The sequence below is a fragment of the Bacillus sp. AK128 genome (assembly GCF_053903075.1).
On the sequence record NZ_CP096379.1, the window covers coordinates 207018 to 233210 of the forward strand.

29 protein-coding genes are annotated in these 26193 nt (G+C 38.7%); 11 read left to right on the forward strand and 18 right to left on the reverse strand.

Annotated features, from left to right (window positions below):
- Window positions 1-8: 8 nt before the first annotated feature.
- Window positions 9-269 (forward strand): hypothetical protein, encoded by a 261-nt coding sequence (locus tag M1D60_RS01000; RefSeq protein ID WP_456277370.1) that lies wholly within the window; start codon window positions 9-11, stop codon window positions 267-269.
- 2 nt (window positions 270-271) lie between these two features.
- On the opposite strand, the gene M1D60_RS01005 is transcribed toward M1D60_RS01000, so the two are convergent.
- From M1D60_RS01005 to M1D60_RS01020, 4 genes are all read right to left on the reverse strand, one after another.
- Window positions 272-844, reverse strand: coding sequence for an LOG family protein (locus tag M1D60_RS01005; RefSeq protein WP_456277371.1), 573 nt, complete (start codon window positions 842-844; stop codon window positions 272-274).
- Between the two features lie 78 nt (window positions 845-922).
- Window positions 923-1897, reverse strand: a complete 975-nt coding sequence (locus tag M1D60_RS01010; RefSeq protein ID WP_456277372.1) for a nuclease-related domain-containing protein — start codon at window positions 1895-1897, stop codon at window positions 923-925.
- A 258-nt stretch (window positions 1898-2155) separates the two neighbouring features.
- Window positions 2156-2647: a peroxiredoxin gene (locus M1D60_RS01015; protein WP_456277373.1), complete on the reverse strand. Its 492-nt coding sequence runs from the start codon at window positions 2645-2647 to the stop codon at window positions 2156-2158.
- Window positions 2648-2715: 68 nt separating this feature from the next.
- The gene (locus M1D60_RS01020; RefSeq protein ID WP_456277374.1) at window positions 2716-3966 is read right to left on the reverse strand and encodes an FAD-dependent oxidoreductase; all 1251 of its coding nucleotides are present in this window, start codon (window positions 3964-3966) and stop codon (window positions 2716-2718) included.
- Between the two features lie 313 nt (window positions 3967-4279).
- Between M1D60_RS01020 and M1D60_RS01025 the strand changes: the two genes are divergently transcribed.
- Window positions 4280-4735: an Rrf2 family transcriptional regulator gene (locus M1D60_RS01025; RefSeq protein ID WP_456277375.1), complete on the forward strand. Its 456-nt coding sequence runs from the start codon at window positions 4280-4282 to the stop codon at window positions 4733-4735.
- Between the two features lie 133 nt (window positions 4736-4868).
- Here the strand turns inward: M1D60_RS01025 and M1D60_RS01030 are convergent, their stop codons facing one another.
- Window positions 4869-6101 carry an aminopeptidase gene (locus M1D60_RS01030; protein WP_456277376.1) on the reverse strand — a complete coding sequence of 411 codons (1233 nt, stop codon included), beginning with the start codon at window positions 6099-6101 and terminating at the stop codon, window positions 4869-4871.
- A gap of 209 nt (window positions 6102-6310) precedes the next feature.
- Here M1D60_RS01030 and M1D60_RS01035 point away from each other — a divergent pair, with 209 nt between their 5' ends.
- A complete protein-coding gene (locus tag M1D60_RS01035; RefSeq protein ID WP_456277377.1) occupies window positions 6311-6709 on the forward strand; it encodes a thiol-disulfide oxidoreductase DCC family protein in 399 nt (132 codons plus the stop codon).
- 150 nt (window positions 6710-6859) lie between these two features.
- A complete protein-coding gene (gene gndA, locus M1D60_RS01040; RefSeq protein ID WP_456277378.1) occupies window positions 6860-8269 on the forward strand; it encodes an NADP-dependent phosphogluconate dehydrogenase in 1410 nt (469 codons plus the stop codon).
- Window positions 8270-8435: 166 nt separating this feature from the next.
- On the opposite strand, the gene zwf is transcribed toward gndA, so the two are convergent.
- A complete protein-coding gene (zwf, locus tag M1D60_RS01045; protein ID WP_456277379.1) occupies window positions 8436-9926 on the reverse strand; it encodes a glucose-6-phosphate dehydrogenase in 1491 nt (496 codons plus the stop codon).
- Window positions 9927-10131: 205 nt separating this feature from the next.
- On the opposite strand from zwf, the gene M1D60_RS01050 reads away from it, so the two are divergent.
- Window positions 10132-11151: a YkvI family membrane protein gene (locus M1D60_RS01050; RefSeq protein WP_456277380.1), complete on the forward strand. Its 1020-nt coding sequence runs from the start codon at window positions 10132-10134 to the stop codon at window positions 11149-11151.
- A gap of 295 nt (window positions 11152-11446) precedes the next feature.
- On the opposite strand, the gene M1D60_RS01055 is transcribed toward M1D60_RS01050, so the two are convergent.
- From M1D60_RS01055 to M1D60_RS01070, 4 genes are all read right to left on the reverse strand, one after another.
- Window positions 11447-11923: an Hsp20/alpha crystallin family protein gene (locus M1D60_RS01055; RefSeq protein ID WP_456277381.1), complete on the reverse strand. Its 477-nt coding sequence runs from the start codon at window positions 11921-11923 to the stop codon at window positions 11447-11449.
- 377 nt (window positions 11924-12300) lie between these two features.
- Complete coding sequence (gene pssA, locus M1D60_RS01060) at window positions 12301-12984, reverse strand: CDP-diacylglycerol--serine O-phosphatidyltransferase (protein WP_456277382.1); 684 nt, start codon at window positions 12982-12984, stop codon at window positions 12301-12303.
- A 210-nt stretch (window positions 12985-13194) separates the two neighbouring features.
- The gene (locus tag M1D60_RS01065; RefSeq protein ID WP_456277383.1) at window positions 13195-14019 is read right to left on the reverse strand and encodes an HAD family hydrolase; all 825 of its coding nucleotides are present in this window, start codon (window positions 14017-14019) and stop codon (window positions 13195-13197) included.
- Between the two features lie 12 nt (window positions 14020-14031).
- Complete coding sequence (locus M1D60_RS01070) at window positions 14032-15663, reverse strand: glycoside hydrolase family 13 protein (RefSeq protein ID WP_456277384.1); 1632 nt, start codon at window positions 15661-15663, stop codon at window positions 14032-14034.
- 79 nt (window positions 15664-15742) lie between these two features.
- On the opposite strand from M1D60_RS01070, the gene M1D60_RS01075 reads away from it, so the two are divergent.
- Both M1D60_RS01075 and M1D60_RS01080 read left to right on the forward strand, forming a co-directional pair.
- Window positions 15743-15994 carry a YwdI family protein gene (locus M1D60_RS01075; RefSeq protein ID WP_456277385.1) on the forward strand — a complete coding sequence of 84 codons (252 nt, stop codon included), beginning with the start codon at window positions 15743-15745 and terminating at the stop codon, window positions 15992-15994.
- Between the two features lie 317 nt (window positions 15995-16311).
- Window positions 16312-16617, forward strand: a complete 306-nt coding sequence (locus tag M1D60_RS01080; RefSeq protein ID WP_456277386.1) for a hypothetical protein — start codon at window positions 16312-16314, stop codon at window positions 16615-16617.
- 29 nt (window positions 16618-16646) lie between these two features.
- On the opposite strand, the gene M1D60_RS01085 is transcribed toward M1D60_RS01080, so the two are convergent.
- Genes M1D60_RS01085 through pxpB form a run of 3 tightly spaced genes read right to left on the reverse strand, consistent with a single transcriptional unit; the run spans window position 16647 to window position 19030 of the window.
- Window positions 16647-17576, reverse strand: a complete 930-nt coding sequence (locus M1D60_RS01085; RefSeq protein WP_456277387.1) for a 5-oxoprolinase subunit C family protein — start codon at window positions 17574-17576, stop codon at window positions 16647-16649.
- Entirely contained in the window at window positions 17573-18340 is a 768-nt protein-coding gene (locus tag M1D60_RS01090; protein ID WP_456277388.1) for a LamB/YcsF family protein, read from the reverse strand. The genes M1D60_RS01085 and M1D60_RS01090 overlap by 4 nt, the downstream gene beginning before the upstream one ends.
- A 3-nt stretch (window positions 18341-18343) precedes the next feature.
- Window positions 18344-19030 carry a 5-oxoprolinase subunit PxpB gene (gene pxpB, locus M1D60_RS01095; protein WP_456277389.1) on the reverse strand — a complete coding sequence of 229 codons (687 nt, stop codon included), beginning with the start codon at window positions 19028-19030 and terminating at the stop codon, window positions 18344-18346.
- Between the two features lie 260 nt (window positions 19031-19290).
- On the opposite strand from pxpB, the gene M1D60_RS01100 reads away from it, so the two are divergent.
- Window positions 19291-19662 carry a DUF423 domain-containing protein gene (locus M1D60_RS01100; RefSeq protein WP_456277390.1) on the forward strand — a complete coding sequence of 124 codons (372 nt, stop codon included), beginning with the start codon at window positions 19291-19293 and terminating at the stop codon, window positions 19660-19662.
- Window positions 19663-19752: 90 nt separating this feature from the next.
- Here M1D60_RS01100 and gerQ read toward each other — a convergent pair whose 3' ends face one another.
- From gerQ to hemQ, 3 genes are all read right to left on the reverse strand, one after another.
- On the reverse strand, window positions 19753-20241 hold the full coding sequence (gene gerQ / locus M1D60_RS01105) for a spore coat protein GerQ (protein WP_456277391.1): 489 nt from the start codon (window positions 20239-20241) through the stop codon (window positions 19753-19755).
- Between the two features lie 82 nt (window positions 20242-20323).
- Complete coding sequence (locus tag M1D60_RS01110; RefSeq protein WP_456277392.1) at window positions 20324-20749, reverse strand: cell wall hydrolase; 426 nt, start codon at window positions 20747-20749, stop codon at window positions 20324-20326.
- Between the two features lie 219 nt (window positions 20750-20968).
- Complete coding sequence (gene hemQ / locus M1D60_RS01115) at window positions 20969-21709, reverse strand: hydrogen peroxide-dependent heme synthase (RefSeq protein ID WP_456277393.1); 741 nt, start codon at window positions 21707-21709, stop codon at window positions 20969-20971.
- 222 nt (window positions 21710-21931) lie between these two features.
- Here hemQ and pta point away from each other — a divergent pair, with 222 nt between their 5' ends.
- Window positions 21932-22897, forward strand: coding sequence for a phosphate acetyltransferase (gene pta, locus M1D60_RS01120; protein WP_456277394.1), 966 nt, complete (start codon window positions 21932-21934; stop codon window positions 22895-22897).
- Between the two features lie 26 nt (window positions 22898-22923).
- Here pta and M1D60_RS01125 read toward each other — a convergent pair whose 3' ends face one another.
- Together M1D60_RS01125 and M1D60_RS01130 are read right to left on the reverse strand one after the other, a co-directional pair.
- Complete coding sequence (locus M1D60_RS01125) at window positions 22924-23763, reverse strand: lipoate--protein ligase family protein (RefSeq protein WP_456277395.1); 840 nt, start codon at window positions 23761-23763, stop codon at window positions 22924-22926.
- Window positions 23764-24016: 253 nt separating this feature from the next.
- Complete coding sequence (locus M1D60_RS01130) at window positions 24017-24691, reverse strand: RsfA family transcriptional regulator (RefSeq protein WP_456277396.1); 675 nt, start codon at window positions 24689-24691, stop codon at window positions 24017-24019.
- Window positions 24692-24931: 240 nt separating this feature from the next.
- Here M1D60_RS01130 and M1D60_RS01135 point away from each other — a divergent pair, with 240 nt between their 5' ends.
- Both M1D60_RS01135 and M1D60_RS01140 read left to right on the forward strand, forming a co-directional pair.
- Complete coding sequence (locus M1D60_RS01135) at window positions 24932-25156, forward strand: DUF1450 domain-containing protein (RefSeq protein ID WP_456277397.1); 225 nt, start codon at window positions 24932-24934, stop codon at window positions 25154-25156.
- Between the two features lie 111 nt (window positions 25157-25267).
- Window positions 25268-25771: a hypothetical protein gene (locus tag M1D60_RS01140; RefSeq protein WP_456277398.1), complete on the forward strand. Its 504-nt coding sequence runs from the start codon at window positions 25268-25270 to the stop codon at window positions 25769-25771.
- Window positions 25772-26193 lie beyond the last annotated feature (422 nt).

The following is a 26193-nucleotide window of genomic DNA, read 5'->3' on the forward strand; positions in this document are numbered from 1 at the left end:
TGGAAGAAATGCTAGTTACTTTCTTAATTATCGCAGCCATTATTATTACGATTTTATGCATTCGTATGACAGCCAAACAAAAGAAGAATAGAATAGTCACTGGAGTAGTTGTTATTCTTTTTTCTATTTTAGGCTATCCCCTGCTAGTTCCTTTATTTGGAGAATGGATGGCACTAGAAGGAGTAGCCAGCTTGATCGTTTTTCATTTCTTACTTCTCGTAGGTGGAGTGATTACATTGATTACGGGTTTCTTCACGAAATCAGCCTAACTTCAACCCCACTTATCTATGGTCTTGCTTTCAAACGCTCGCATTTTATCTACTAAACCTTGAGGATGTTCATCCACAATCATACTGGTTAGATAGTCTTCTTTTAAAAATCCTTCATTGACCATATGTTCTAGAAGCTGGATGAACTTCTCATAAAATTGGTTAATATTATAAAGGGCAATTGGCTTACCATGATAACCGATTTGATACCACGTCATCACCTCTGCAAGCTCCTCTAGTGTACCAATTCCACCAGGCAAAGCAATAAACCCATCGGATAGCTCGTACATTTTTGCCTTTCTTTCATGCATATTCTCTACCACATGAAGGTTGGTTAGCTCTACATGATCCACTCGTTCATGAATCAGTTTAGGAATAACCCCAGTTACTTTCCCACCATGAGCCATCACCGTTCTTGAGATTTCTCCCATTACCCCAACATTGCCACCGCCATAAATAAGTTCAATATCCTGTTTTGCCAAAAATGCCCCAAGTAACTTAGCTTGCTCTATGTAATTAGAATGTGCACCTGTACTTGATCCGCAAAAAACACAAATCCGTTTAATCTCATTCAAGCTTCTCAGCCGCCCTTCGTTTCATCATCAACTACCATTTTTACATAAATAGGATGGTAAATCCATGGAGTGTAAAAATTATTTAATATGAAAAGGTGAATGATAGACCCTGCCTTTTGTTTTACCACTATAGGTTAAATCCATATTTGAGAGTAAGCGATAGGAGAGATCGAGTGAAGTAATTTTTAGGAAGTTTTCTGCTTCACTTGAGGTAATCGTTGGAGAGTGTAAAAGGAAATAATCCTGAATGGCTTGAATATGTGCAGTTTTCGAAGTTTCCATACAGCTCGGGCAACTCCATCTTGTTGAGACTCTATTCATCGGGATGAACTCGCAATGTGGACATTGGACGCCCTTTGCTAATTGTATCGGAACAACATCATACGCTTCTTTCATATCAAATTGAAGGGGGGGTGTATGTGATTTAACTAATAGTTTAGCGAGCTTTTTAAGTGATTTTGTATCAAGTAGAGGTGAGGAGGACGGGGTTAATTCTTTAATATAAGTAAGTAAACGATGAACATGAATGACTTGCTTTTGAATGATTCTAGCAGTCGCTTTATCTTCGGTTTTTATAATGGTAGAAGGATTGCTGATGATCACCAGGGACTTAATCGGTAAGGAGTATGAGATGGTTTTTAGAAATGTTTCAAGATGTTCAGATTGTCGCTTTACTTGTGAAATAGGATCCGTAAAGCCCTCTTGTTTATCATTGAATGTACGGATCATCTGATTAAAAGTTGTATCAAATAGAAGAGTCCCTGCCATATTTTTAACTTCAATAACTAAAGCATAGTGAGGTGTGAGAATGAGAGTGTCAATCTGAAAAAATGAGTGATATATAGGGAGGCGTAAATCTTGAAGTATGTAAAAGTGTGGGTCCTGAATCATGTTTAAATGGTAATCTAAAGCTTGTTCACCTCTATAACCTGCTTTCCTCCTTCGATAATCTTCTTCAATTTCACTTCTACGCGGAAAATCAGCAGAAAGTCTCCTTAACAAGGCTTCATTTGCTAATAATCTAACTGGTTCAGACCGTTTTTTTATAATCAAGTGCTCACTCCTTTTGATTTGGTAATAGTAGGTTCTATATATTGCCTTGAAATACCTGCTACGGGTGGGAATTCCGCGAAAATTTTGGTTATTCCACGAAAATATTATTTATTCCAGTAATTTAAACGTTAATTCCGCGAAAAATTCCATAATTCCACGATTTCAACCAATAATTCCGCGAAAAGCATAAATCTCTTTAACACAGTAAAGGAGTGGGGGCCTGTCCCCCACTCCTTTAAAGCGCTAAACCGTAAAAAATTATCTATTCTCAAGCTTTGCAAGCTCAGTTAGAATTTCTTCGTTTTCTGGTAGCTTGTCAATTGGGTGCACGTCGATAAAGCGGATGATTCCTTCTTTATCAATAATGAATAATGCACGCTCTGACATACCGTTTACATGACGAACTCCATAAGCATCTGTTACTGCACCGTGTGGGTGGAAGTCAGCTAATAATGGATAAGAAATTTCACCTAAAGACTTTTGCCATGCTTCATGGCTTGGTACACTGTCTACACTAATACCCAAAACTTGGGTATTTAAGCCTTCAAAATCTTCGAGGTCATCCTCGTAAGAAGGCATTTGCGCGCCTCAGACAGGGGTCCAATCTAAAGGATAGAATGCGATAAATACGTTTTGCTTGCCAAGGTAGTCTGATAGACTAACTTCGCGATTGCCATGTGCTTTTAATGTAAAGTTAGGTGCTTTATCACCAACTTTGAGCGTTTTAGTTTCTGTTGCTCCTTTTGGCATCGGTTATCCTCCTCTAAAAAATATGTAATATATATAATTAGCTAAGAGAGTCGAAACTCCCTTAGAAATTAACTGTATTGTGGTCTCATTTGTTTACGCTTATTAACATGCTGATCGGCACTTAATGCGGCAATACAACCATCAGCAGCAGAAATGACTGCCTGCTTAATTGGTGTTCTTCTAGCATCTCCACCAGCATACACACCGTCTACACTTGTTTTAAGTGTCGCATCGACATCAACATAGCCTTCAGCATCTCTCTTAACTGCATTTCCTAGGAAGTCTGTTCCTGGCTTTAAACCGGCTAAGTATAAAAATACTCCATCCACTTCCCATGTTACTTCATTCTTTTCAGCGTCGCGGATTAATAGTGTTTTAACTTTCTTATCCCCATTAATCTCTTTTAAACGATGGTTATAATAAATGGTAACATTACCAGCAGCTTTTAACTCATCAATATTGGCATCGCCCTTAAACTTGTTGGTTGGCACAAGTAAAAGAACTTCTCTAGCGAATTTAGCAAGTGCAAGTGACTCATGAACGGCTTCATCCGTGTCTCCAACAACAGCGACTGTACGATCCTGGAAAAATGCTGCATCACATGTTGAGCAATAGCTAACCCCGCGTCCAGTGAACTCTTCTTCACCTTTAATCTTGCTTCCAGGAGCCTTGGCACCAACTGCGATAAATACACTTTTAGCTTGAATTGTACCTTCTGGTAGTTCTAATTTTTTTATTTCATCATCAGAGAAATCTACACTAAGTACATTAGAACGAATCATGGTTGTTCCAAAGTCTTTCGCTTGTACATGCATTTTTTCTAGTAATTCTTGTCCCGTAACTTCACCAGGTACACCAGGATAATTGGCAATCTTATGAGTGATTGCTAGTGTTCCAGACGTAGGTGATTTATCAATGATTAATGTTTTCATTCTAGCACGAGCAGCATAAAGGGCTGCAGAAGCTCCAGCAGGTCCTCCACCGATCGCAACAAAGTCATAAACCTCATCAAACACTTTGTTCGAAGGTTCCTCAAAGAAAACAGGTGCTACTTCACTAGATTGAGTGGATGAGACTTGATTTTCTGTGACACCAAGTGCCTTTTTCATCTTCTTTGGACGATACCCTATAAAGGCTTCACCATCGATAAATACGACTGGGGTAGAAAACATACCTTGTTCATGAAGATCATCAAAGAACTGAGGGTTGTCGGTAACATTTCGTTCCTCGTATGTATAGCCCCATTCTTTTAATTCAGTTTTTATTTTTTCACAATACGGACATCCTGTACTACTATAAATTACGATAGTCGGCATCATCTTTCCCCCTCACCTTTATAATCAAATCCTACCTTATAATAATAGGAAATATGAGTCAAGTCAAAATGGAATAAAATCGCTTTTTTAAAATAGCGTTATTGGTATATAAAACTCTTACACTAGCAACAGTATTCTACATGTAGGTATAGAAATAGTGTGCCCTAATATCAAACTAGTAAAACAGAAGAATGATATTTAAAGTTCAAGGTTTTCATATTAATTTACAAATATGTAAAAAAATAAAAATACTTCTAAATCCGAAGCATTTTTGTGATATGATTAGTACAGAATTTTTGGAAAAAGGAGAAACGCTTTGAGGCTTACTAGTTACACCGACTACTCGTTACGAGTACTTATTTATTTAGCAACCTTACCTGAAGATCGACTAGTTAACATTAAAGAAATCGCCGAAGTTTATCAAATCTCTAAAAATCATCTGATGAAGGTGATTTATGATTTAGGAAAACTAGGATATCTAGAAACGGTAAGAGGAAGAAATGGCGGAGTGAAGCTCGGGCTAAACCCTGAGGAGATTAACATAGGCGAGGTCATTCGAAAAACCGAGGATGATTTCTATATGGCTGAATGCTTTGATCCTTCTAAAGAAGGCTGTATTATAAGTCCTGCCTGTAAATTAAAGCATGTACTTCATGAAGCGGTAGATTCTTATTTATCTGTACTAAATGAATACTCACTGGCTGATATTATTGAAAATAAGTCTGACCTACAACACCTACTTCAACATGACAACATAAAAACACGATGCTAGATTCACGGGAATCATTTGCATCGTGTTTTTTTTAGGCTCTTTTTCTTTAGCACAATCTTAATACTAGTTAAAGTCCGACTTTTGGTGATTCTTTACACAAATCAACTCGCTTTTTTATAATCTTCTTCCTCTTTTATATAGCCCAATCACCATTTCTAAATAATGCTTCTATCGTTCCATCCTCATTTTCAGCATCAATATCCATATTAGCTGACCCTATCATAAAGTCTACATGAGTCAAACTTGAATTTGATCCTTCCTTTGCTAGTTCCTCACTACTCATCTTTGTTCCGTTCTCAATACAGATTGGATAAGCCGATCCTATCGCTAAATGATTGGAAGCATTTTCGTCAAAAAGAGTATTGTAGAATAATATATTTGATTGTGAAATAGGAGATGAATGTGGGACTAGTGCGAGCTCGCCAAGATAATGTGAACCCTCATCAGTTTCAATTAATCTCTTAAGTGTTTCCTCTCCTGTTTTAGCTGTAAAGCTGACAATTCTGCCGTTTTCAAACGTTAAAGTGAACTCATCGATCATATTCCCACCATAAATGAGCGGTTTGGTACTACTGACAACTCCGTTAACACCGTCTCTCATTGGTGTAGTAAATACTTCTTCAGTCGGCATATTCGGTATAAAGTTAACGCCATCCGCGGTTTTTGCGCCACCACCGACCCAAATATGTTTGTTAGGTAGCTCGATTGTCAAGTTAGTTCCAGGTGCTTTTAAATGTAGCTTTTTATACTTTTTATTGTTTAGGAAATCTACTTTGCTGAGAAGGCTTTCTCCGTGTTCTTTCCATGCCTGAACAGGGTCTTCCAAGTTTGAACGAGTACAAGTAAAGATTGCATCCCATAATGCATCTACTTGATCTTCTTTAGGGAGATTAGCAAACACCTTTGCTGCCCATTCTTGTGTAGGTACAGAAACCACACACCAGCTGATTTGACTGGATTGAGTCATTTTTCTGAATTCTTTCATATGCTGTGCAAAAGTCTTGTTTACTGTTGCGATTCGGTCAGGATCGATTCCGGAAAGTAAGTCAGGATTTGAAGCAACAATTGATAGGTATGCGCAACCATCCTTTGCCATTTCTTCGTAGCCCTTAGCTTTCCATTCTGGGAAATCTGTTAATGATTTCTCAGGAGCTTCCTCTAATTTAATCTTAGTAATTTGTTCATCTGCCCATTCGATATGTACATCCTTAGCACCTGCTAGGTAGGCGGCTTTGGTTACATCTCTAACGAACGGAGCAGAAACAATAGGTGCGGCAATTAATAACCTTTGATCTTGTTGAATGTTTAACCCAACTTTAACGGTCAGTTCTGCATATTTTTTCAAATTTGTAGTTAAAATATCCAATTGGAATTCCTCCTCAAAATGTGTATACCTTTATTTTAGTTGAATAAAGAAGAATTGGAAATAATATTATCTTAATAAAATAAAAAAATTCCAAATAATTGTTTTTAATAAAGCGCTATCATTAATAACTCATCTTTATAGACATATTCTGCTTTTTTTGGTTAGCTAGAGATAATTAGATGATGATTTCATAGTAGGGGTGAGTAGGAATGAAAACTCCGATCGTATTCTTTGATGGGGAATGTAATCTTTGTAATGGTGCGGTTCAGTTTTTGTTAAAGCATGATCGAAAGGAGAAACTAAAGTTTGCATCACTTCAATCTAATGCCGGACAAAAGCTTTTACAGAAAGAAAAGCTTGATGCTAAGGTTTTTGATAGTATGATTATGACAAAGGATGATAAAGTTTTTGTGAAATCTGATGCTGTCCTTGCTATATGTAGAGAACTAGGGGGAAGCTATAAAGGACTCCTGCTATTGTATGCAGTTCCACGGCCTATAAGAAATTTTTTTTATACGATCATTGCAAGGAATCGATATAAATGGTTTGGAAAAAGAGATCAATGCATGATACCTACTCCAGAGCTAAAAAAAAGATTTTTAGATTAAATGATAACCATTACTTAAAAAGTAAATAATAAATTTGTGGCTTGAATTTTTTATTTTGGGTTTTTACGTTTATAATAGAATAGAGAATAAATAATGACATTAACCATACATAGCCTTTAAATAGGCAAGGGAAAGGACGTACGTTAAGCTATGGCAAAACAACAAATTGGTGTAATTGGACTAGCTGTTATGGGTAAAAATTTAGCCCTAAATATTGAGAGCAGAGGGTATACGGTTTCTGTATTTAACCGTTCTCGTGAAAAAACAGATCAAATGATGCAGGAGAACGAAGGTAAACAACTAACACCTACTTATACATTAGAAGAATTTGTAGAATCATTAGAAATGCCTCGTAAGATTCTAATCATGGTTCAAGCCGGAAAAGCAACGGATGCAACGATTGAAGGGCTTCTTCCTTTATTAGCAGAGGGAGATATCATCATAGATGGTGGGAATGCTTATTTCCCAGATACGATGCGTAGAAATAAGGAACTTGCTGAAAAAGGTATTCGATTTGTTGGAACTGGAGTATCTGGTGGGGAAGAAGGGGCTCTTTTAGGACCATCGATTATGCCAGGTGGACAAAGAGATGCGTATGAATTAGTTGAATCTATCTTAAAGGATATTTCTGCAAAAGTAGACGGAGATCCTTGTTGTACATATATCGGACCAGATGGTGCTGGCCACTACGTGAAAATGGTTCACAACGGTATTGAATATGGTGATATGCAGCTTATTAGTGAAGCGTATTTCTTATTGAAGAATATCGTAGGAGTTTCTGCTCAAGAGCTTCACGAAATCTTTGCTGAGTGGAATAAAGGTGAATTAGATAGCTATCTGATAGAAATCACTGCTGATATCTTTACAAAGGTTGATGAGGAAACAGGCAAGCCAATGGTAGATGTAATTCTAGATAAAGCTGGTCAAAAAGGAACAGGGAAATGGACTAGCCAAAGTGCATTAGACCTAGGAGTTCCACTACCAATCATTACTGAATCAGTATTTGCTCGATTTATTTCAGCCCTTAAAGACGAGCGTGTGAAAGCAAGTAAAATTCTAAACGGTCCTGAAAAGAAAGAGTTTGTTGGCGATAAAAAGGCATTCATTGAATCTGTTCGTAAGGCTCTATACGCAAGCAAAATTGTCTCTTACGCTCAAGGTTTTGCACAAATGAGAGCGGCATCTGAAGAATATAACTGGGATTTAAATTATGGGGAGATCGCGATGATTTTCCGTGGTGGCTGCATCATCCGTGCGCAATTCCTTCAAAAAATTAAGGAAGCCTACGACCGCGATCCAAAGCTTGCCAACCTATTATTAGATCCATATTTCCAAGAAATTTTAGAAAGCTACCAATCAGCTATGCGTGAGATCGTATCCGTATCGGTTATGAACGGGATTCCTGTACCATGCTTATCAAGCGCAATCGCTTACTACGATAGCTACCGTACGGAAACACTACCAGCTAACCTACTACAGGCACAACGTGACTACTTTGGAGCTCACACCTATCAACGTGTTGATAAAGAAGGTACCTTCCATACGAATTGGATGGAATAAATATACTGTAGAAAAACCTCGTTTCAGTGGAAACGGGGTTTTTTTATTGGTTTTGGTTTGAGCTTGCTTAAAACGAGGTTCAAGTCGTGCGGGGTTGGTTGCCCAACAAACACAAAAAAGCCCACCCAAAATCTAGGTAGGCTACAAAATCTATAACACTCTACTTCTAATTACTCAACGTCCACCAATGGAATCCGTCTTTTTCTAACAACATATCCGCTTGGTCAGGGCCCATTGAACCAGCTTCATAATTCGGGAAATAAGATGCCTTTTTATTGGCCCATGCCTCTGAAATGGAATCAATAAACTTCCAAGACAGAGCTACTTCATCCCAATGAGTAAAGTTCGTCGCATCACCACGTAAGCAATCGTAAATAAGTCGTTCGTATGCTTCAGGTGTATTAATACCTGCGGTGCTTTGGTTACTAAACTCCATTTTAATTGGAGTGGTCTCTCCGGAAGGACCTGATTTCTTAGCATTAATATGTAAGGTGATCCCTTCCTCTGGCTGGATATGAATCACAAGCAGATTTGGTTGCTGTTCTTCACCAGCTGGGAAATATAAATTCATAGGCAGATTTTTAAACTCAATGACAATCTTTGTTGATTTGACACTCAATCTTTTTCCAGTACGAATATAGAAAGGAACGCCTGCCCAACGGAAATTATCTATTAGTAGCTTTCCAGCGACATAGGTTTCCGTGTTTGACTCAGGTAATGTTTGGGATTCATCTCGGTATCCAATGACCTCTTTATCACCAAGAGTTCCAGCTTTATATTGTCCTCTTACAAAATAATCGTCCACTTCATTGACTGAAATAGCTCGTAAGGAGCGGAACGCTTTTACCTTTTCACTGCGAACTTCCTCTGTGTTTAAACGGCTTGGTGGTTCCATGGCCAGTAATGCAACCATTTGTAGCATATGGTTTTGAACCATATCGCGAAGTGCACCAGACTTTTCATAATAACTAGCTCGATCACCTACACCCAATGTCTCACTTGAGGTAATTTGAATATTAGATATATAACGATTGTTCCATAATGGTTCAAATAGTGCATTAGCAAAACGAATGACCTCAATATTTTGGACCATTTCTTTTCCTAAATAGTGGTCAATTCTGTAGATTTCATCCTCAGAAAAAGCACTTCTTATTTGCTCGTTTAGCTCTTCTGCAGAAGGGAGGTTTCGGCCAAATGGCTTTTCAATGACAAGTCGCTTCCAGCCTTCAGTTTTTGTTAAGCCCTCTGATTTTAAATTAGATGCAATTGTTCCAAAGAATTCAGGAGCCATCGCTAAATAAAAGATCCGATTCCCACTTGTTTGGTAGTCCAGGTCTAATTTTTCTAAAAGCGTTTTTAACTGTAAATAGGAATCACTGCTTGTGACATCAAAAGGATGGTAATAGAAATGTGTACAAAACTTATTAATTTTATCATCGTCTTGAGGCGGAAGACCTGCTTCAAGCAATGCTTCTTTTACATCTTCTCTGAATTCTTCATTGGTTTTAGGTCTTCTCGCCACGCCTACTACGCCAAACTGTTCAGATAGTTTCTCACCTATGTACAAACGATATAAAGAAGGGAAAAGCTTGCGGTTTGCTAGATCTCCAGTCGCCCCAAAAATAACAATCAGTGATTTAGGATTCTCTATATTCACTATGTAAGACCTCACTTTATGAATTGCACTCTAATACTAGTAATGACTAGTACTAGTATATGCGATTATTAGCTCTCAAAACAAATTCCGTCAAATTGATTTAAAATAAGACAAAACTGCCATATCCATCATACCAAAAAAGCTCGTCTTTTCACCAACTTTTAAACATATAGTGTAATAAATAACTTTACGAGAAGGTGAAACAGTGAGAGACGTAAAAGCGATATTACAGGTTGCAGCAACTTACATAGGAACCATCGTGGGGGCAGGATTTGCTACGGGAAAGGAGGTTGTCCAGTTTTTCTCACAATACGGCATGATTGGATTAGTGGGAATTTTAATAAGTGGCTATCTATTTGTGTGGATTGGAATGAAATCCATGTTGATTGCGAAACGAATTGATGCCAATTCCTATCAAGAGGTAAATGATTATTTATTTGGTGAGAAGATCGGCCGGTTTGTTAATGCCATTTTATTAGTCATGCTCTTTGGTGTTACTTCGGTTATGCTTTCAGGAACAGGTGCTGTCTTCAAAGAACAGCTAGGGCTACCAGCTCAGCTTGGGATATGGTTGACGTTAGTACTTTGTTACATAGCTGTTATTCGTGGAATGAGAGGACTATTGTTGGTAAACTCGATTATTGTTCCTTTAATGATCCTGTTTAGTTTAATCGTAATTACCGCTTTTCCAGAAGCATCTAGTTATTATGGTGAAAGCTCAAATATAGGCAAGGTACTGTTAAGCGCGCTCGCCTATGCTGCATATAACCTCGTGCTCGGCCAAGCCGTCCTTGTACCACTCGGCAGGGATAGTGAAAATGAGAGGATTATTAAATGGGGAGGCTTTCTAGGTGGACTTGGACTAACATTTATCCTAATCACCAGCCATTTTGCTTTAATAACGATTCCAGATATGACCTCCTACAGCATTCCAATGGGAGAAATCATTAAATTAATCGGAACGGTTGTCCATCTCTTGTTCATCATTGTAATTTATAGTGAAATTTATACGACGTTAATTGGAAACGTATACGGAATTGCCCGAAAGCTTTCTTTTAGCGATACGCCGAAGAAGGCTGTGATCGTTTCGGTCTTGCTTGTTTGTTACTTTATTAGCTTGATTGGCTTTGATTCTCTTGTAAAATATCTATATCCTTTGTTTGGATATATGGGATGTGTGGTTCTGCTATCCTTTATCTTTAAAAAGATGCCGAAAGCTAGATAAGAAAGGAGATTCGCAGCCTTTTGGCTTGCGAATCTCTGTTTTTTCTTCTTGGTCAAGGCAGTAGAGATTGATTTAACCCTGCTGAAAGTCAGTTAACGACGAAAAGGTAGGGTTTATCAACGAAAACCTGTCTGGTATCAACGAAATTTTCCGTTTAACAACGAAACCCACAAGTTTATCAACGAAAATCATCTATTTATCAACGAAATTACTTAATTTTCCAAACCCCCGCCCAAACTACAACCCCAGCACCAACCCCAGCCGAAACACTAACTAACCTAACCCCCAAAACACCCTACTCCTCAATCTGAATACGACTCTTCCGTCTTTGCCCCTTGGGTGCTCTAATTTTCAAAATTCCGTTTTGATAGCTTGCTTTGACCTGTTTTTCAGAGACGGGGTAAGGAAGCTGAACATTTCGCTCTGAACGTTGGTAGGCTCTTTCACGTCTGTAATAATTTTGAACGGTATTGGTTTCTTCTATTTCATTTTCATGTTCGACAGAAATGCGTAATGTATTGCCGACAATATCCAAATAAATTTGTTCTCTTTTTACTCCAGGGATTTCTGCCGTGATGACCAGCTCATCCTTTGTCTCATATAAATCTACAGGGAAGCTTGGAACAAAAGAGCGTGAAAAAAAGTCATCAATTGAGTTCATTACTCCTTTTAATGGTTTGGCATTAAAAAAATCATCCATAGACTTCATCACATGCTTGAATGGATCCTGAGGCGAAGAAGACAGTTGGTTTTTCTTAGATGGTTCATTCATAAAAGCTACACACCTTTCTAATATTTGGATAGCCAAAAAATACTCTTAAAGAGTCTAGATATGTTATATAATTATTCTATTGTAGTCTTTTTCAAATGGACTATAGGCAAGTGCGGAATTTTAGAAACGGAGATTAGATCAGCTTCAAAAAGGATTGATAATATGTCACAAACACAAGTAAATTGCTTCAAGTGTAAGCATTTTTATACAACCTGGGATAAGAGCTTTCCAAGAGGGTGTCGTGCATTCAATTTTAAAACACCTCATATGCCATCTGTTGCTGTGCATACCTCTTCTGGGAGTCCTTGTATGAGATTTGAAAAAAAGCAGGGACAATAAAAAAATAAACCAAGCCCTTGTAATAAACAGGACCTGGTTTATTTTTTCTTTACCTTAATAAATAAATAAGCTAAATAGGCGATATAGACAGGCGTTGCTATGTAGATCAGATACGGAAATTGCTCATAGGTTCCTCTGTAAATTAAATAGAGGAGACATCCTAGAAAAAGGGTCACGATGGTACCGTATTTTGGAAGCGGAACGTCCTTTAAGCTTGGAATTCGAATCCGGCTTACCATTAAAAAGCATAGTGCCGTAAAGACGACGGTTGTCACGATTTGTGGAAGCATACCACCGAATAAGGTTAGCAATGCGAGAATTCCACCGGCTGCCGTGATCGGTACACCAACAAAATAAGAAAGAGACGACTTAGTTGGAGCAATGTTAAACCGCGCCAAACGGTAGGCACCGAATAATGGAAACAAGCCAGCAATGGCTAAGCCGAGAACACCGAATTTATCAAAGTATGTATAATACACTAAAAAGGACGGGGCAACACCAAAGGTGACGATATCAGCAAGCGAGTCAAGCTCCTTACCGAGTTCACTATCAACGTTTAGCATCCTCGCGATTCGACCATCCATACTATCTAACATCATTCCAATTAAAATAAGAATGGCAGCATTATTAAACTGTCCATATGCGGCAAAGCCAATTGACAAGAAGCCACAATATAGATTTCCAAGGGTAAACATATTGGGTATGTGCTTTGTATAACGCATTTTCACCCTCCGTTTCAATTGTAAGTATGATTAGTGTAAGGTGCTGTAAGGATTTTGTAAAGATATAGTAAAAAATATCATTATATAGGATACTCACTTCACCTATCTAAAGGAGTTCATTTGTAAAACAAACTTACCACAGGCGAATCATAAAAAAGCAGTGAGGTTCCCTAGCAGAATCTCACTGCTTTTTGTATAAAAGACTAATTTCTACGCCCACACATTAGCTAAAGTCGGTATCACCACTAGTTGTTGTGGATCTTCAGCTTCATGAGATGGGTGAATATACACAGCTTTCATACCGAGCTTTAAAGCAGGTGCGATCTCATTAATAAAATTATCACCGATTGAAACAGCTTCACTTGGCTCGCATTCATATTGTTGAAGGAGCTTTTTAAAATGATCCTCTGTGTTCGTTGGTTTCATTGAGGAAGGTAAAATATGTTCGAAAATGGTATCTAGCTCAAGCTCTTTTAGCAGTCTACCTACATCGTCAATATCACTATTGGTACAAAGGACTAACTTTTTAGTTTCCTTAAGCTGTAATAAGCCATTTTTAAGACCTGGGGTTTTGGTTAATTCAAACTGATCTGTAACCATATACTCTTTAGTCTGATTGTAGCTTGTATACGTATCTTTTACTCCATAGTGCTTAGCAGCTACAAAAGGAAGCCACCAACCATCACCAATTGCAATCATATTTTCAAAATTAAATTGAAGTGGCTTCTGATAAAGAGAACCAATTTCCGATTGGTTGATGGATTCACCAGCCCAGTTGTGAACCTCGGTTATTTTAAGAGTCATCGGATCAAGTGTTAGCACATAATCCTTTTCCACATCATAAGCCTTCCCGATTTGAACAATATGATTTCCAGCCTTCATAGCTTCATAATCGCGATCATAAAGACTTTGTTCATGTTCAGGTAACTGTTTCTTTAGTAGCTCTGCATAATGATCAAAGTGATCGGTATCCTCATAAAGAGTTCCATCCAAATCAAAAATGATTAGTTTTGCTTCTTCTAACAATGATTTCATAGCTTTCTCCTTTTACTGCAACTCCAAAATTACGGCCTCATGTGGTCGTAATTCAATGCTTGTTTGTTTACTAGTAATCGTATCATAATTGTGAAGGATTGGTTCCATTTTTTTATTCGAAAAAGCGTCTGGTAAAGGAAATTCACCATTCTCGTTTGAATGGTTTAAAACAATCAACCATGTTTTGCCCTCAAGCTCGCGAGTATAGGCATAAATCGTATCATGCCCCTTTGAATAATCAGTAAAACTTCCATACACCATCACCGGATTTTCTTTTCTAAGCTGAATCAACCTTTTATAATAATAAAAGACAGAATGAGGATCCTTCAGTGCAGCTTCAACATTAATACTTTCATAGTTTGGATTGACCTTAATCCACGGTGTCCCGGTGGTAAAACCGGCTTGTTCGGAATCATTCCATTGCATCGGTGTTCGAGAATTATCACGGCTAAGTGGAAGTAAGCTTTCAAACACTTCCTGTGGATCTCTACCTTTGGCTACTTCCTCTTTATATTTATTTTTCATGGCAATATCGTTATAATCCTCGATTGATGAAAACCGAACCCCAGTCATTCCGATTTCTTCACCTTGGAAAATATAGGGCATTCCTGGCATCGTGTGTACCATGGTTCCTAATAGTTTGGCGGACTCAACACGGTACTCTTCGTCATTTCCATATCGAGTTACTTGTCTTGTATGGTCATGATTATTTAAGAACTGTGAATTCCAGCCATTACCCCATAAGCCCTCATACCAGGTTTGTTGAATTTCCTTATAGCGAAGCATGTTCCAGGTGGGCATATCATCAGCCACCTCAAAATGGAATAAGGTATGTAATTCATTACGGTGTTCTCCTACATATAAAACCCCGTCCTCAGGAGTAACAAATGGTATTTCTCCGACTGAAAAAATATCATAATGGCGAAGGACTCTTTCATTCATTTCCTGAAGATACTCATGAATACCTGGATTGTTTCCTAAGTAGTTAATATGCTGAGGGTTGTCCGCATTTGGAAAGCCGTCAATTTTTGCAAGTAAATTAATAACATCCATCCGGAAGCCATCAATTCCTTTATCAAGCCAAAAGCGCATCATACGGTAAATTTCTTCTCGTACCTCTTCGTTTTCCCAATTTAAATCAGGTTGCTCGACTGCAAATGAATGGAAATAATACTGCTCTGTTTTTTCATCAAACTCCCATGTAGACGGTGCAAAATAAGATCGCCAATTATTAGGTTCCTTGCCGTTAACAGGATCCTTCCAAATATACCAGTCTCGTTTAGGGTTTTCTTTGGAAGAACGAGATTCTTGAAACCATGGATGCTGATCCGAGGTATGATTCACGACCAAATCCATAATCAGCTTCATTCCACGCTTATGAACCTCACTCAGTAATTCCTCCCATATTTCAATAGTCCCGGCCTTGTCCATAACTCCATAGTAATCTGAAATATCATAGCCATTATCTTTATCAGGTGACTCATAGCAAGGGTTGAGCCAAATTACATCTACACCAAGTTCTTTTATGTAATCAAGTTTTGCAATGACACCTTTAAGATCACCATAACCATCTCCATTAGTGTCATAAAAACTGCGCCAGTATACTTGATAGACAACGGCCTCTTTCCACCATGTTCTCTTCATCAGTAGCCTCCATGTTCATTGATAATAATGTTTATATAAGATACGATAACATTGATAAACTAATAAGGTTGTGAAACAAATGAATATACCATTAAAGCAAATTCTAGAAAAGATGGATCAAGAGTTAAAGTCTGCTCTTGCTAAGGATGATGAACAGGTTCGCGATCATCTTTTAGTAATCCGTTCATTATGCGACTTAGTCATTCAAGAACGACCGAAGAATGTACAAATGTTCACTCCACCAGTACCTTCTCATTCTTTACAAAATACACCTAAAAAAAACATCAAAGAAGATGAAGACGCAAATGGAGATTCTTTGTTTGATTTTTAAATAAGGCTCTTTTTTTAAGGGTGTGATATTTGAAAAGCTGTGTTAAAACATTGAGTTGATTGGAGCGGAAGGCACTCGACTCCAGTGGGAGATAGAGGGAATCGTGAGACCCCGCAGGCGAAGCCGAGGAGGCTCACGTCCCTCCCCGCGGAAAGCGAGTGCCTGCAGCGGAAATCAACGGACAGTGTTAATCGATCGAGTCTTTAGTAAAATTCCCAATAATCATTTAAAGAACACCTCCTGCAAAGTTTACCATCTATATTTCAAATATCTAAGGAGAAAATGATGGTACGAAGTAAAAATGGGAGGTGATATTCATGTATACAACAAATCCTAACAGCACTTCAAATAATACCGTCATTCTTACAGGTGGTATGGAAAACACGGACATGAAGCTAAATCATGATCGCTATGATGTATATGTCAATGGAGAATTCGTCGGAAACAAAGTACTGTTAACACAGTCTGAGGACATTACCGATGTAAATGATTTTCTAAAAACTCAAGGTTTCAAAGGCTTTGAGGGTCGACTTGACGGTGATCATTATGAACTTCATGTAGCTGATGAACAAAGCTCAAATGAAATGCGAGAAGCACTTCAAATATACTTGCAGATTCGCTAAAAAATAAGTCCCTCATGTTAAATGGGGGACTATATGTACTTGTACGGTGTCGTTTCTAGATAACGTTTTTTATAAATACGATGTGCTTCCTCAATGCTTACCTTCGTAAAACTAGCTGTCCCTTTTCTCATCGGTAATTGAACAACTTTGGAAAGGTCAGTTGAAATGACAGTTCCGATTCGTGGATAACCACCGGTTGTTTGTCGATCAGCGAGAAGAATAATTGGATTTCCATCAGGTGGTATTTGAATCCCCCCAAGTGGAATCGGATCTGAAGGAAGGGTTGCTTGATCTTTAGTCTCAATCGGTGTTTCTGCCTGAAAACGATAACCCATTCGGTCACCTTGTGTAAGTGAAAAAGACTGCTTTTCAAAGTGGGTGATAGAATCCTGCTGGATGTACGACTGATGAGGCCCGATAATAAACTTAGCCTTTATATGATCCTCGTACTTTGGAATAAACTCAGAATTTAACCCTCTATTTCTTTGTAAACATTGCGGAAATCCGCTAATAGTTAAACCCTCTGTAATCACAGTTCCGATATTAGCTTTCGCATAAGTAGATTGACTCCCCATCACCATCTCACTATGAAAACCACCACTTACTGCTAAATACGCATAGTTTCCTGATACCTGTTTTCCAAAAGCAAGCTCATCTCCTGTTTTTCCTTTATATGTGCGCCAACCTTTTATAGGTCTGCCATTAAGTATTGGGGAAAGGTCTGCTCCACAAATCGAAAAGGTTACATCTTCCAGGAAGGTGAGAGTAGGACCAATGAGGCAGACTTCAATGCAGGCTGAATTAACTGGATTTCCAACTAATATATTTGCCCACTGCAAAGCTTCAAGATCCATTGCACCAGAGGTAACCACTCCATACCGCTGAAAACCATACCGCCCAGCATCCTGAAAGCTAGTTGCTAAACCAGGTTTTTTGACTTGGAAAATGGCTTTACTCATTTTTGTACCTCTAATGATTTCACAATGACACCTTGCTTGGCTAACTCTTCACGAAGAGCAATCGCCAAATCAATGGCTCCTTGATGATCACCATGAATACATAGAGTATCTACTTCAAGAGGAATGATTGTTCCATTAAGTGTGGTAACCTGCTGTTTTAAGACAATCGAAAGTGCCTGCTCAATGGATTCCTCAATTGAATGGAGAGTGGAGCCTTCAATTTGTCTTGGAGTAAGCGATCCATCCTCCTGATAGGTTCGATCGATAAAAGCTTCTATTGCATACGGCATATTATATTCAACACATGCTTGTATCAGCTCGCTATTAGCAAGTCCATAAATGATTAGAGCGGGGTCGAATTGTTTGACTGCTTGAACAATGGCTTTTGCAACATAAGGTTCTTTAGCAGCAATATTATAAAGAGCTCCGTGTGGCTTCACGTGTACTAATGGGACTTGATGATAGGTGCAAAAGGATTTAATCGCACCAAGCTGGTAGAGCATTAGGTTTTTAATTTCATCTGCACTTAGTTGAAAAGGTCGACGCCCAAAACCGTGTAAGTCATAGAAGCCAGGGTGTGCTCCGATACTTACTCCCTTTTGTTTAGCGAGATAGACAGTTTCGTTCATAATATTTGGATCACCAGCATGAAAACCACAAGCAATATTGGCTGAGGAAACGTATTGTAAAAGCCCCTCATCATTACCTATCGTATAATGTCCAAAGCCTTCTGCCATATCACAATTAATATCAATTTGCTTCATCAGTTAAACCTCCTTAGTTAACCGCTCAAATTCATTTTTTGATATAGGAACAAAGCTGACTTGATCACCAGGCTGAAGAATAAAAGGTTCCTCCCTCTTGTGATTAAATAAAGTGAGTGGAGTCTGTCCAATAATATTCCATCCTCCTGGTGATGGTAGGGAGTAAATGCCTGTATAGGTCCCGCCGATTCCGACTGCTCCTTTTGGTACATATGTCCTTGGTGTGGATTTTCGAGGTGTATGTAAGGTTTTTGGCAAACCATTGATGTAAGGGAATCCTGGTAGAAAACCCATAATCGCTACTTGATAGGTGGCATTGCTATGAAGATGAATTAATTCATCTACTGAAATAGAGTGCCTGGCTGCTACTTCTTCTATATCTAAACCGAAGGCAGAATCGTAGCATACTGGTATTTCGATATGATTAGTCACTTGTGTATGGTGGTTTTCATGAAGCAGTAAAAGCGGTGTTAATTTTGTTTGCATTTCTTGGTATGTATAGTGTAGTGGATCATAATAAATCGCCAATGATTCAAAGGCAGGGACGATATCCTTCAGTCCAGCAATTTCTTCGTCCAACAGCTGCTGAGTTAAGGAGTGGATAAAAGGGAGAAGCTCTTGATTATTTTCACCTGTAAACTGAATAATTAATCCGTTATCACTAATAGGCTGTATGGTGTAATTTTTCAATAGCTACATTCCTTTCTGAATATTTTATAGAAACACTTCCGCTTTTCTATTTGTCTAGCTTCGGTGCCCTGCCCCTCGAGGTTAAATAACCCTCCATAAATAAAAGGGCAGATCACCTTTTCTTTATGGAGGAACATTTACTTGTCGGGGCAAAACCGGTCACCTACGCTTTTCTATTTTACCATATTGGGGTAAATCGTTGGTTTTTTTACTGAAATCTATTATGATGTAGGAAGAATCTAGAGGAAAAGGTGAAAAACGTGAAACTGTTTATTTTATTAGGAAGCATCAATGCATTTATTGCTGTGGCGTTAGGGGCTTTTGGTGCGCATGGCTTAGAGGGTAAGGTTTCTGAAAGAATGCTAGAGGTATGGAAAACCGGCGTTACTTATCACATGTTTCATGCTCTTGGTTTATTTATTATTGCAATACTGATCGGAAAGTTTCCAAATGTGGCATCCTTTACGTGGGCAGGCTGGATTATGTTTGTTGGAATTCTCTTCTTTTCCGGAAGCCTATATGCGTTAAGTACGACAGGTATTAAGTTCTTCGGCCCGATTACACCACTTGGAGGACTAGCTTTCTTAATTGCGTGGGTGTTAGTGGCAGTTGGGGCAATGAGGTATTTGTAAGTCGATGCATATACAAAAAAGCGGGAGTGCAAAAACCACTTCCGCTTTTTTACATATAATGAGAGATCTAACCAGATCAAAGGCTTAGCATCATCTAGGAGGATAGGAAGTTAACGGTGTTGTGCCAGGTACTGCTGCGGCAGTGTAGCCTGGGTATTCATAGCTAAGCTCTTCATCGAATGTTACATAATCTAAGTAAACCATTAATAGTAAGTATCTCATTCCTGTTTGTGGATCACTTAAGATAATATGGTCACGGCCAGCCGCTTCTACAATTCCTGTGAATGACTTTTGAACATTATCACCAAAAGTCATGTATACACGAGCTAGTTTTCCTTTATTTAAACGTAAGATATTTTCGATGTAGGATTCCTCTAATGGAAGCATACCCGGTACGTATTGGGCAGGGTTTGGAACACCTACATTTGGTGCACCAGGCTGAAGGATTGGTCCACCTGATTGTGCATAAGGATTGTAAGTTGTGCTAGGTGGAGTGTAAACAGGTTGATTCCCATAACCAGTAGGCGCCTGATTACCATAATACGCATAAGGATTTGCTTGTGAATATTTTTGAGACATGAAAAAACCTCCCTATTCTCAGATGATTTTTAACTATAGGCTGATTTCGTGGTTAAAATGCAACAAAGTTTTAGAAAAAAGCCTAACTATAGACAGAAGGACAATCTTCAGCAGTTGGTTTATAGAAACAGTGAGATTTATGTCTTCCTGCATTCCATTGGTTATACCATTGTTGTGGACAATTTCCTTCTGGTCTAAAAAACCATAAGGCAAACTCTGCAGGATGATGACGCTGACCTGCTAAAACCTTACGAGCGAGTTCAATTTCTTGATCTCTAGGTCTTTGATAAAAATATCCCTTTTGAGTTGCTTCAAAACCTCCAGGACTTTGGTATACCATTTTGCGAATGGTTGTGATTTTCTTGAAATCTAGGCATGCCGAGCGAGCACGATTTACCCCAGTATTTCCAACCATTAACATCCCAAGCTTTCCATCACCTTCAGCCTCTGCACGCATCAATCTTGCTAACAGCTTCACATCTTCTTCGTTATGAGCAACAACAGCCATTTTTCTCACTCCTCATTCATACACTTAAAGCCTTCATTAGCTTATGGGCGGTGAATGAAAAGGGTGCAAAAAATATAAATACTCGGACTTCTAAATCCGCTACTTGATACTATGTATATTGAAAAAAGAATATGACAAAAAAACTCCTTACTTATAAAGTAAGAAGTTTTGTAGTGAAAACTATGGGTTAATCAATTTTTGCTCAAAAGCTTGTTATTTCTATAAACGAAGAAACTCTGGAAGTTTTTCGTTAGGTAGGATATTACCTACGAAGAATGATCCGAATTCGCCGAATCTTGCACTAACTTCGTCAAATCTCATTTCATAGACAAGCTTTTTGAATTGAAGTACGTCATCTGAAAATAAGGTAACGCCCCATTCGAAATCATCTAAGCCTACAGAACCTGTAATGATTTGCTTTACTTTACCAGCGTATTGTCTACCAATCATGCCGTGCTTTCTCATCATGTTACGGCGATCTTCCATCGAAAGCATATACCAGTTGTCTTCACCATTACGACGCTTATCCATTGGGTAAAAGCAAATATGCTTTGCCTTTGGTAAGGTAGGGTAAAGTCTAGCTAACACTTGAGGGTTCTGATATGGATCTTCACCAGCTGGAAGATAGTTACTTAATTCCACGACTGATACATATGAATAGGTTGGGATCGTAAAGTCAGCAAGCATCGTCTTATTGAATTCTAATTCCATTTCGTTTAGCTCTTCTAAAGTTGGACGAAGTAACATCAAGATAAAGTCTGCTTTTTGACCAACGACTGTGTATAGGGCCTGACTGCCAGCATTATTTGCTTCTGCAACGCCCCATTTTTCTAATAATCCTTGGAACTCTGAAATGGCTGCATTTCTTTCTTCTTCCGTTACGCTCTTCCAAGCTGTCCAATTGATTGAACGAAGATCATGTAGGGAATACCAGCCATCTAGTGTTTGTGCTGCTTCCATTTATAACACTCCTTTATTAGATGAAAATTTTATGTGTTTTCGGTAAAGCTATGTATGAATCTACTATATCATAGTTTTCCCAATTACATGGTTAGATAACCGATTTGTATTATTAACGATTTTGTGACATCTATCGATTACAAATGGTATATTAGGGAAAAATAGTAGGTATGTCATTGATAAAGCTATACATATTTGAAATACAAGTCAGGAGGAGTAAGTGTGAGTTTATTTTCAACTATAAAAGAGTCATTAAAAGGGAAGAACAAAAAGCTTGTATTCCCTGAAGGAACCGATGAACGTATTCTAGCAGCTGCCAGTCGCTTAGCTAAGGATGGATTGCTTACACCCATTCTGCTAGGAAGCGAAGAGGAGATTAATGCTAAAGCTAGTTCATTAGATCTATCACTAGAGGGGGTTCAGGTGGTAGACCCTGCAAAAGCTGCTAGTGATGAAATGGCCCAGGCCTTTGTCAACAGAAGGAATGGAAAGGCTACGATTGAACAAGCAAGACAAATTCTCTTAGATGAAAATTACTTTGGGACGATGCTAGTTTATATGAATCAAGCAGATGGATTAGTAAGTGGAGCGGCCCATTCAACCGCTGATACGGTCAGACCTGCTTTACAACTAATAAAGACAAAGCAAGGGATAAAGAAAACCTCAGGAGTCTTTATTATGGTAAGGGAAGAGGAGAAATATGTTTTTGCTGATTGTGCTATTAATATTTCGCCTAATAGTCAAGATTTAGCAGAAATAGCAGTAGAAAGCGCCAAGACCGCTAAGCTGTTTGGAATTGAGCCAAGGGTCGCTATGCTGAGTTTTTCAACGAAGGGATCAGCCGTTTCTCCTGAAACAGAAAAGGTCGTAGAAGCAACTAAAATCGCGAAAGACATCGATCCAACCTTGCTTCTTGACGGGGAATTTCAGTTTGATGCAGCATTTGTTCCATCGGTCGCTGCTAAAAAAGCACCAGATTCTCCAATTCAAGGTGATGCGAACGTGTTTATTTTCCCAAGCTTAGGAGCTGGAAATATTGGCTATAAGATTGCCCAACGTCTTGGTAAGTTTGAAGCAGTTGGACCCATTCTTCAAGGCTTGAATCAACCCGTTAATGATTTATCACGTGGTTGTAATGAAGAGGATGTTTATAAACTTGCTCTTATCACTGCAGCGCAGTCATTATAATGCGAAAAAGCACTGAATGCTTAGGTTTAAGCTTCCAGTGCTTTTTTATTTCTGTCGATCATTCGTTTCATATTTTCCTCATAACGGAGTAGCTCATCTTCTGAAAGCTGCGAACCTTCGAGGTCTGCACCGAGTCTCTTTAATGTGGAAAAGATAGAAAACATAATGGTAGGGATCGTGATTTGTTGATTGAGAAGCTCGGATAAAGATGCCATGGTTGAAGGAACAATGGTAGGGAAGTGAATTTTAGTTTCTGTTGTTCCTTTCCCGATTTCGTAAAAGTTTTTAATCGTTTCTGCGCGCTGTGAGCCGCTTTCTGCTACACAGAGGTAGATTTGAACCGCAATCCCACCGCGAAGTCTCCGCTGTGAAATTCCCGCAAACTTTTTCCCATTGATGCTAAGGTCGTAGCTACCTGGACAGTAGGAACCAACAATTTCACCTGCTTCAAAGGAAGCACCATAATCAGCTAGTAAATAGGTGATCAGTTCAACCATTGCTTCATAGCCCCGATTTATATCAATGCCTTTGTCAGTGTCAGGAAAAATAAGTGAAAGGTTTAAAACTTCTTGGTCAAGAACGACTGCAAGTCCACCTGAGTTTCTAACAATGACGTGGTAGCCTTGTGTTTGAAGGTATGAGGCGGCCTCTAGTAGATGAGGTAGTTTGGTATCTTGAATTCCTAGGACAACTGTTTTTGGATGAACCCATGAACGTAGCGTTGGGGGAGAGGTGCCGTTTCCAACAGAGGCACATAATGTATCGTCTACTGCAAAGGATTGCTTCGCTTCAAATAGTGAGCCTAATGTGGATTGATCGATAATTCTCCAGCGTGGTTGGGTAAGCAATGAATCTAGTTGTGACATATTGTTAATCTCCTTCGCTACATTTCCGATTTCTAATTATAGCATAAAGGATTTTGATATGAAAAAATCAGTAGCTAGGTGGCTACTGATTTATAGATTTATTGATTTTTTATGGTGTTGCAGTAATCTAGCTCCAGCACCCAGCCCCTCGAGGTCAAATAACCCTTGAAGAGTAAAAGGGAAGGTTCACCCTTTTTCTCTTCAAGGAACATTTGCTTTTCGGGGCTAAACGGGGCGCTTCCGCTTTTTGAGTTTATTCAGCTAGTTTTTCTAGGTTACCGTTACGGTCCATTTTAAATTTAGTAGAAGGGCGTTCTTCATCTTCAAAAAGAACTAGCTTTCTAGCTCGGTTCATAATGGACATTAAGGTTTGGTAATCCTCTTCAATCGTTTGTGAATCTTTTTCAAGCTTTAGCACCTGTCTCTCAAGCTCTTCATTTTTACGTGCGAGCTGTTCATTTTCAAGTCGAAGTGCTTCGTTTTCATGCTGTGTCATGGTGACGTTATATCGGTTTCCTCGTAATCCTGAAAGAAAGTGAATGACATCATCTAAAGATAGACTACCGGTTTCTTGCATGTACGTAGTTGGTAAACTAGTAGTGGAAGAAACAGGTGTTACGATATTAGTAGGTTCTGTCATTGCTGGTTCTGGTGGAGTATATAGTAGCTGCTTTTTTGCAGGCTTTCCTTGTCCCATCGTGCGCAGGCGTTGTTTACGTTGTTTTTTAGCTAGTGCTAGTGCTTTCTCGTATTGCTCCCTAACGACAGCATTCCAACGGAACCCACAAGCGGATGCTGTTCGATTTAAAATATCGCCTACCTCTTCAAAGGCGTTTAGCTGTGTGCTACCTTCTCTTACGTGCCGCAGTACTGTTTCTGCTAGTAATAAGTCATTTTCTTCTGACCATGCATCTTGTCTTATCTTCATCTTTTACACTTCCTATCTATGTATTTTATAAAAGTTATTAAATTGGAAGGGAGGGTTTATATTACCCAGGTTCCCAAATTTCCCCTTACCTGCAGTATGGGCAGATTCGCTGTGGTTTATACCATAAATTTTTATAAGGATAGTAGATTACTACTTTTTCCGTATGGGACTGTTACTTGCATTGTCGAAATGAAGAAGGTACAATACCGTATAGGATTTGAGAGAGAAAGGATTGCTTGTATGGCAAACGAATTTCGTATTTGTGATGATTGTCAGGCGACGAATATTAAAACCTTGGTACCGAAATTAAAAAAGGTTGATCCGGATGCAACCATTGATATAGGGTGTCAGTCATATTGTGGACCTGGGAGAAAAAAATCATTTGCTTTTGTCAATAACCGTCCAGTTTCTGCACCTACTGAAGATGAACTGATTGAAAAAGTAGAGGGCAAAATTAAGAAGTAAGTTGAAAACTCTTGTATTGTATATGCAAGAGTTTTTTTGTATACAAACAGGTAGATTTTCTTGTATGGTGGTGGGAATTTATGGTCAAGCTTATTAATGAGGTGAGACATCATGATCAGAAGAATTCTATTACTATTTTTGTTAATGGAGCTTGGCGTAATTGGATGGTTTTTTCAGAAGGAGACACAGCTTGAAGGGGACATGGACCATGGAGTGCCCCAGGAATTTAGAGAATCAGAGGTTAAGGGTACCCAAGAAGCTGTTCAAGAAGATTCGATGATTAACGGAGAAGAATTGAAGCAACTTTTAGAAATGGTACCTGAGCTTTTCAGCGAACTTCTCCAATTTGGAAAGTTACAAAATGAAGTGATCAGTAGTGACCTTTTGGAAGAATTGGACAAGCTCCAATTAGAAGCAGGGAGCTCGCTAGATTTAAATGAAAATGGATTAAAAGAGATTATGACTCAGCTGCTTGAAGACCCGGAAAATAAAGAAGCAGTAAGGGTTTATTATGAGTGGCTAAAGGAACAACTTGAGGATCATAAAGAGAAAATCAATGAAGTCATCAATCAAGAAGATTCGTTCCATGAAGAACGAGTATCTGAAATGTATTAGCTGTCTCATCTAATGGTAGATGAGGCATTTTTAATAGAGTGGGACTATTTTAGAAAAGGCTTTAGAAGCTTCAATTGCAAACAGAGATTTGTAAGGCTTTTCTCTTAAAGATTGTTGCTGTTTGAATAGCTTTGTTAAAGCACTGAGTTGATTGGAGCGGAAGGTACTCGACTCCTGCGGGAGATAGAGGGAAGTGTGAGACCCCACAGGCACAGCCGAGGAGGCTCACATCCCTCCCCGCGGAAAGCGAGTGCCTGCAGCGGAGATCAACGGTCCCAATAAAAAAATCATTTATTTGAAATTAGCAACAAAGTATGAGAAAAGCTTGAGGGAGTAATAGGCAGCAGTACTTCTTCGTCTTTTTTGTCAAATATAAGCAGAGTAAAATGTCAAAAGTCGGGTTTTTTTATCGAAAAAAAGAA

Excerpts from the sequence above, each read along its gene's own strand:
- M1D60_RS01000 (WP_456277370.1), top strand. The coding sequence starts at position 9 with ATGCTAGTTACTTTCTTAATTATCGCAGCCATTATTATTACGATTTTA.
- M1D60_RS01020 (WP_456277374.1), bottom strand. The coding sequence starts at position 3,966 with ATGATGCCGACTATCGTAATTTATAGTAGTACAGGATGTCCGTATTGT.
- M1D60_RS01035 (WP_456277377.1), top strand. The coding sequence starts at position 6,311 with ATGAAAACTCCGATCGTATTCTTTGATGGGGAATGTAATCTTTGTAAT.
- gndA (WP_456277378.1), top strand. The coding sequence starts at position 6,860 with ATGGCAAAACAACAAATTGGTGTAATTGGACTAGCTGTTATGGGTAAA.
- M1D60_RS01055 (WP_456277381.1), bottom strand. The coding sequence starts at position 11,923 with ATGAATGAACCATCTAAGAAAAACCAACTGTCTTCTTCGCCTCAGGAT.
- pssA (WP_456277382.1), bottom strand. The coding sequence starts at position 12,984 with ATGCGTTATACAAAGCACATACCCAATATGTTTACCCTTGGAAATCTA.
- M1D60_RS01065 (WP_456277383.1), bottom strand. The coding sequence starts at position 14,019 with ATGAAATCATTGTTAGAAGAAGCAAAACTAATCATTTTTGATTTGGAT.
- M1D60_RS01070 (WP_456277384.1), bottom strand. The coding sequence starts at position 15,663 with ATGAAGAGAACATGGTGGAAAGAGGCCGTTGTCTATCAAGTATACTGG.
- M1D60_RS01075 (WP_456277385.1), top strand. The coding sequence starts at position 15,743 with ATGAATATACCATTAAAGCAAATTCTAGAAAAGATGGATCAAGAGTTA.
- M1D60_RS01080 (WP_456277386.1), top strand. The coding sequence starts at position 16,312 with ATGTATACAACAAATCCTAACAGCACTTCAAATAATACCGTCATTCTT.
- M1D60_RS01085 (WP_456277387.1), bottom strand. The coding sequence starts at position 17,576 with ATGAGTAAAGCCATTTTCCAAGTCAAAAAACCTGGTTTAGCAACTAGC.
- M1D60_RS01090 (WP_456277388.1), bottom strand. The coding sequence starts at position 18,340 with ATGAAGCAAATTGATATTAATTGTGATATGGCAGAAGGCTTTGGACAT.
- gerQ (WP_456277391.1), bottom strand. The coding sequence starts at position 20,241 with ATGTCTCAAAAATATTCACAAGCAAATCCTTATGCGTATTATGGTAAT.
- M1D60_RS01110 (WP_456277392.1), bottom strand. The coding sequence starts at position 20,749 with ATGGCTGTTGTTGCTCATAACGAAGAAGATGTGAAGCTGTTAGCAAGA.
- hemQ (WP_456277393.1), bottom strand. The coding sequence starts at position 21,709 with ATGGAAGCAGCACAAACACTAGATGGCTGGTATTCCCTACATGATCTT.
- M1D60_RS01125 (WP_456277395.1), bottom strand. The coding sequence starts at position 23,763 with ATGTCACAACTAGATTCATTGCTTACCCAACCACGCTGGAGAATTATC.
- M1D60_RS01130 (WP_456277396.1), bottom strand. The coding sequence starts at position 24,691 with ATGAAGATAAGACAAGATGCATGGTCAGAAGAAAATGACTTATTACTA.
- M1D60_RS01135 (WP_456277397.1), top strand. The coding sequence starts at position 24,932 with ATGGCAAACGAATTTCGTATTTGTGATGATTGTCAGGCGACGAATATT.
- M1D60_RS01140 (WP_456277398.1), top strand. The coding sequence starts at position 25,268 with ATGATCAGAAGAATTCTATTACTATTTTTGTTAATGGAGCTTGGCGTA.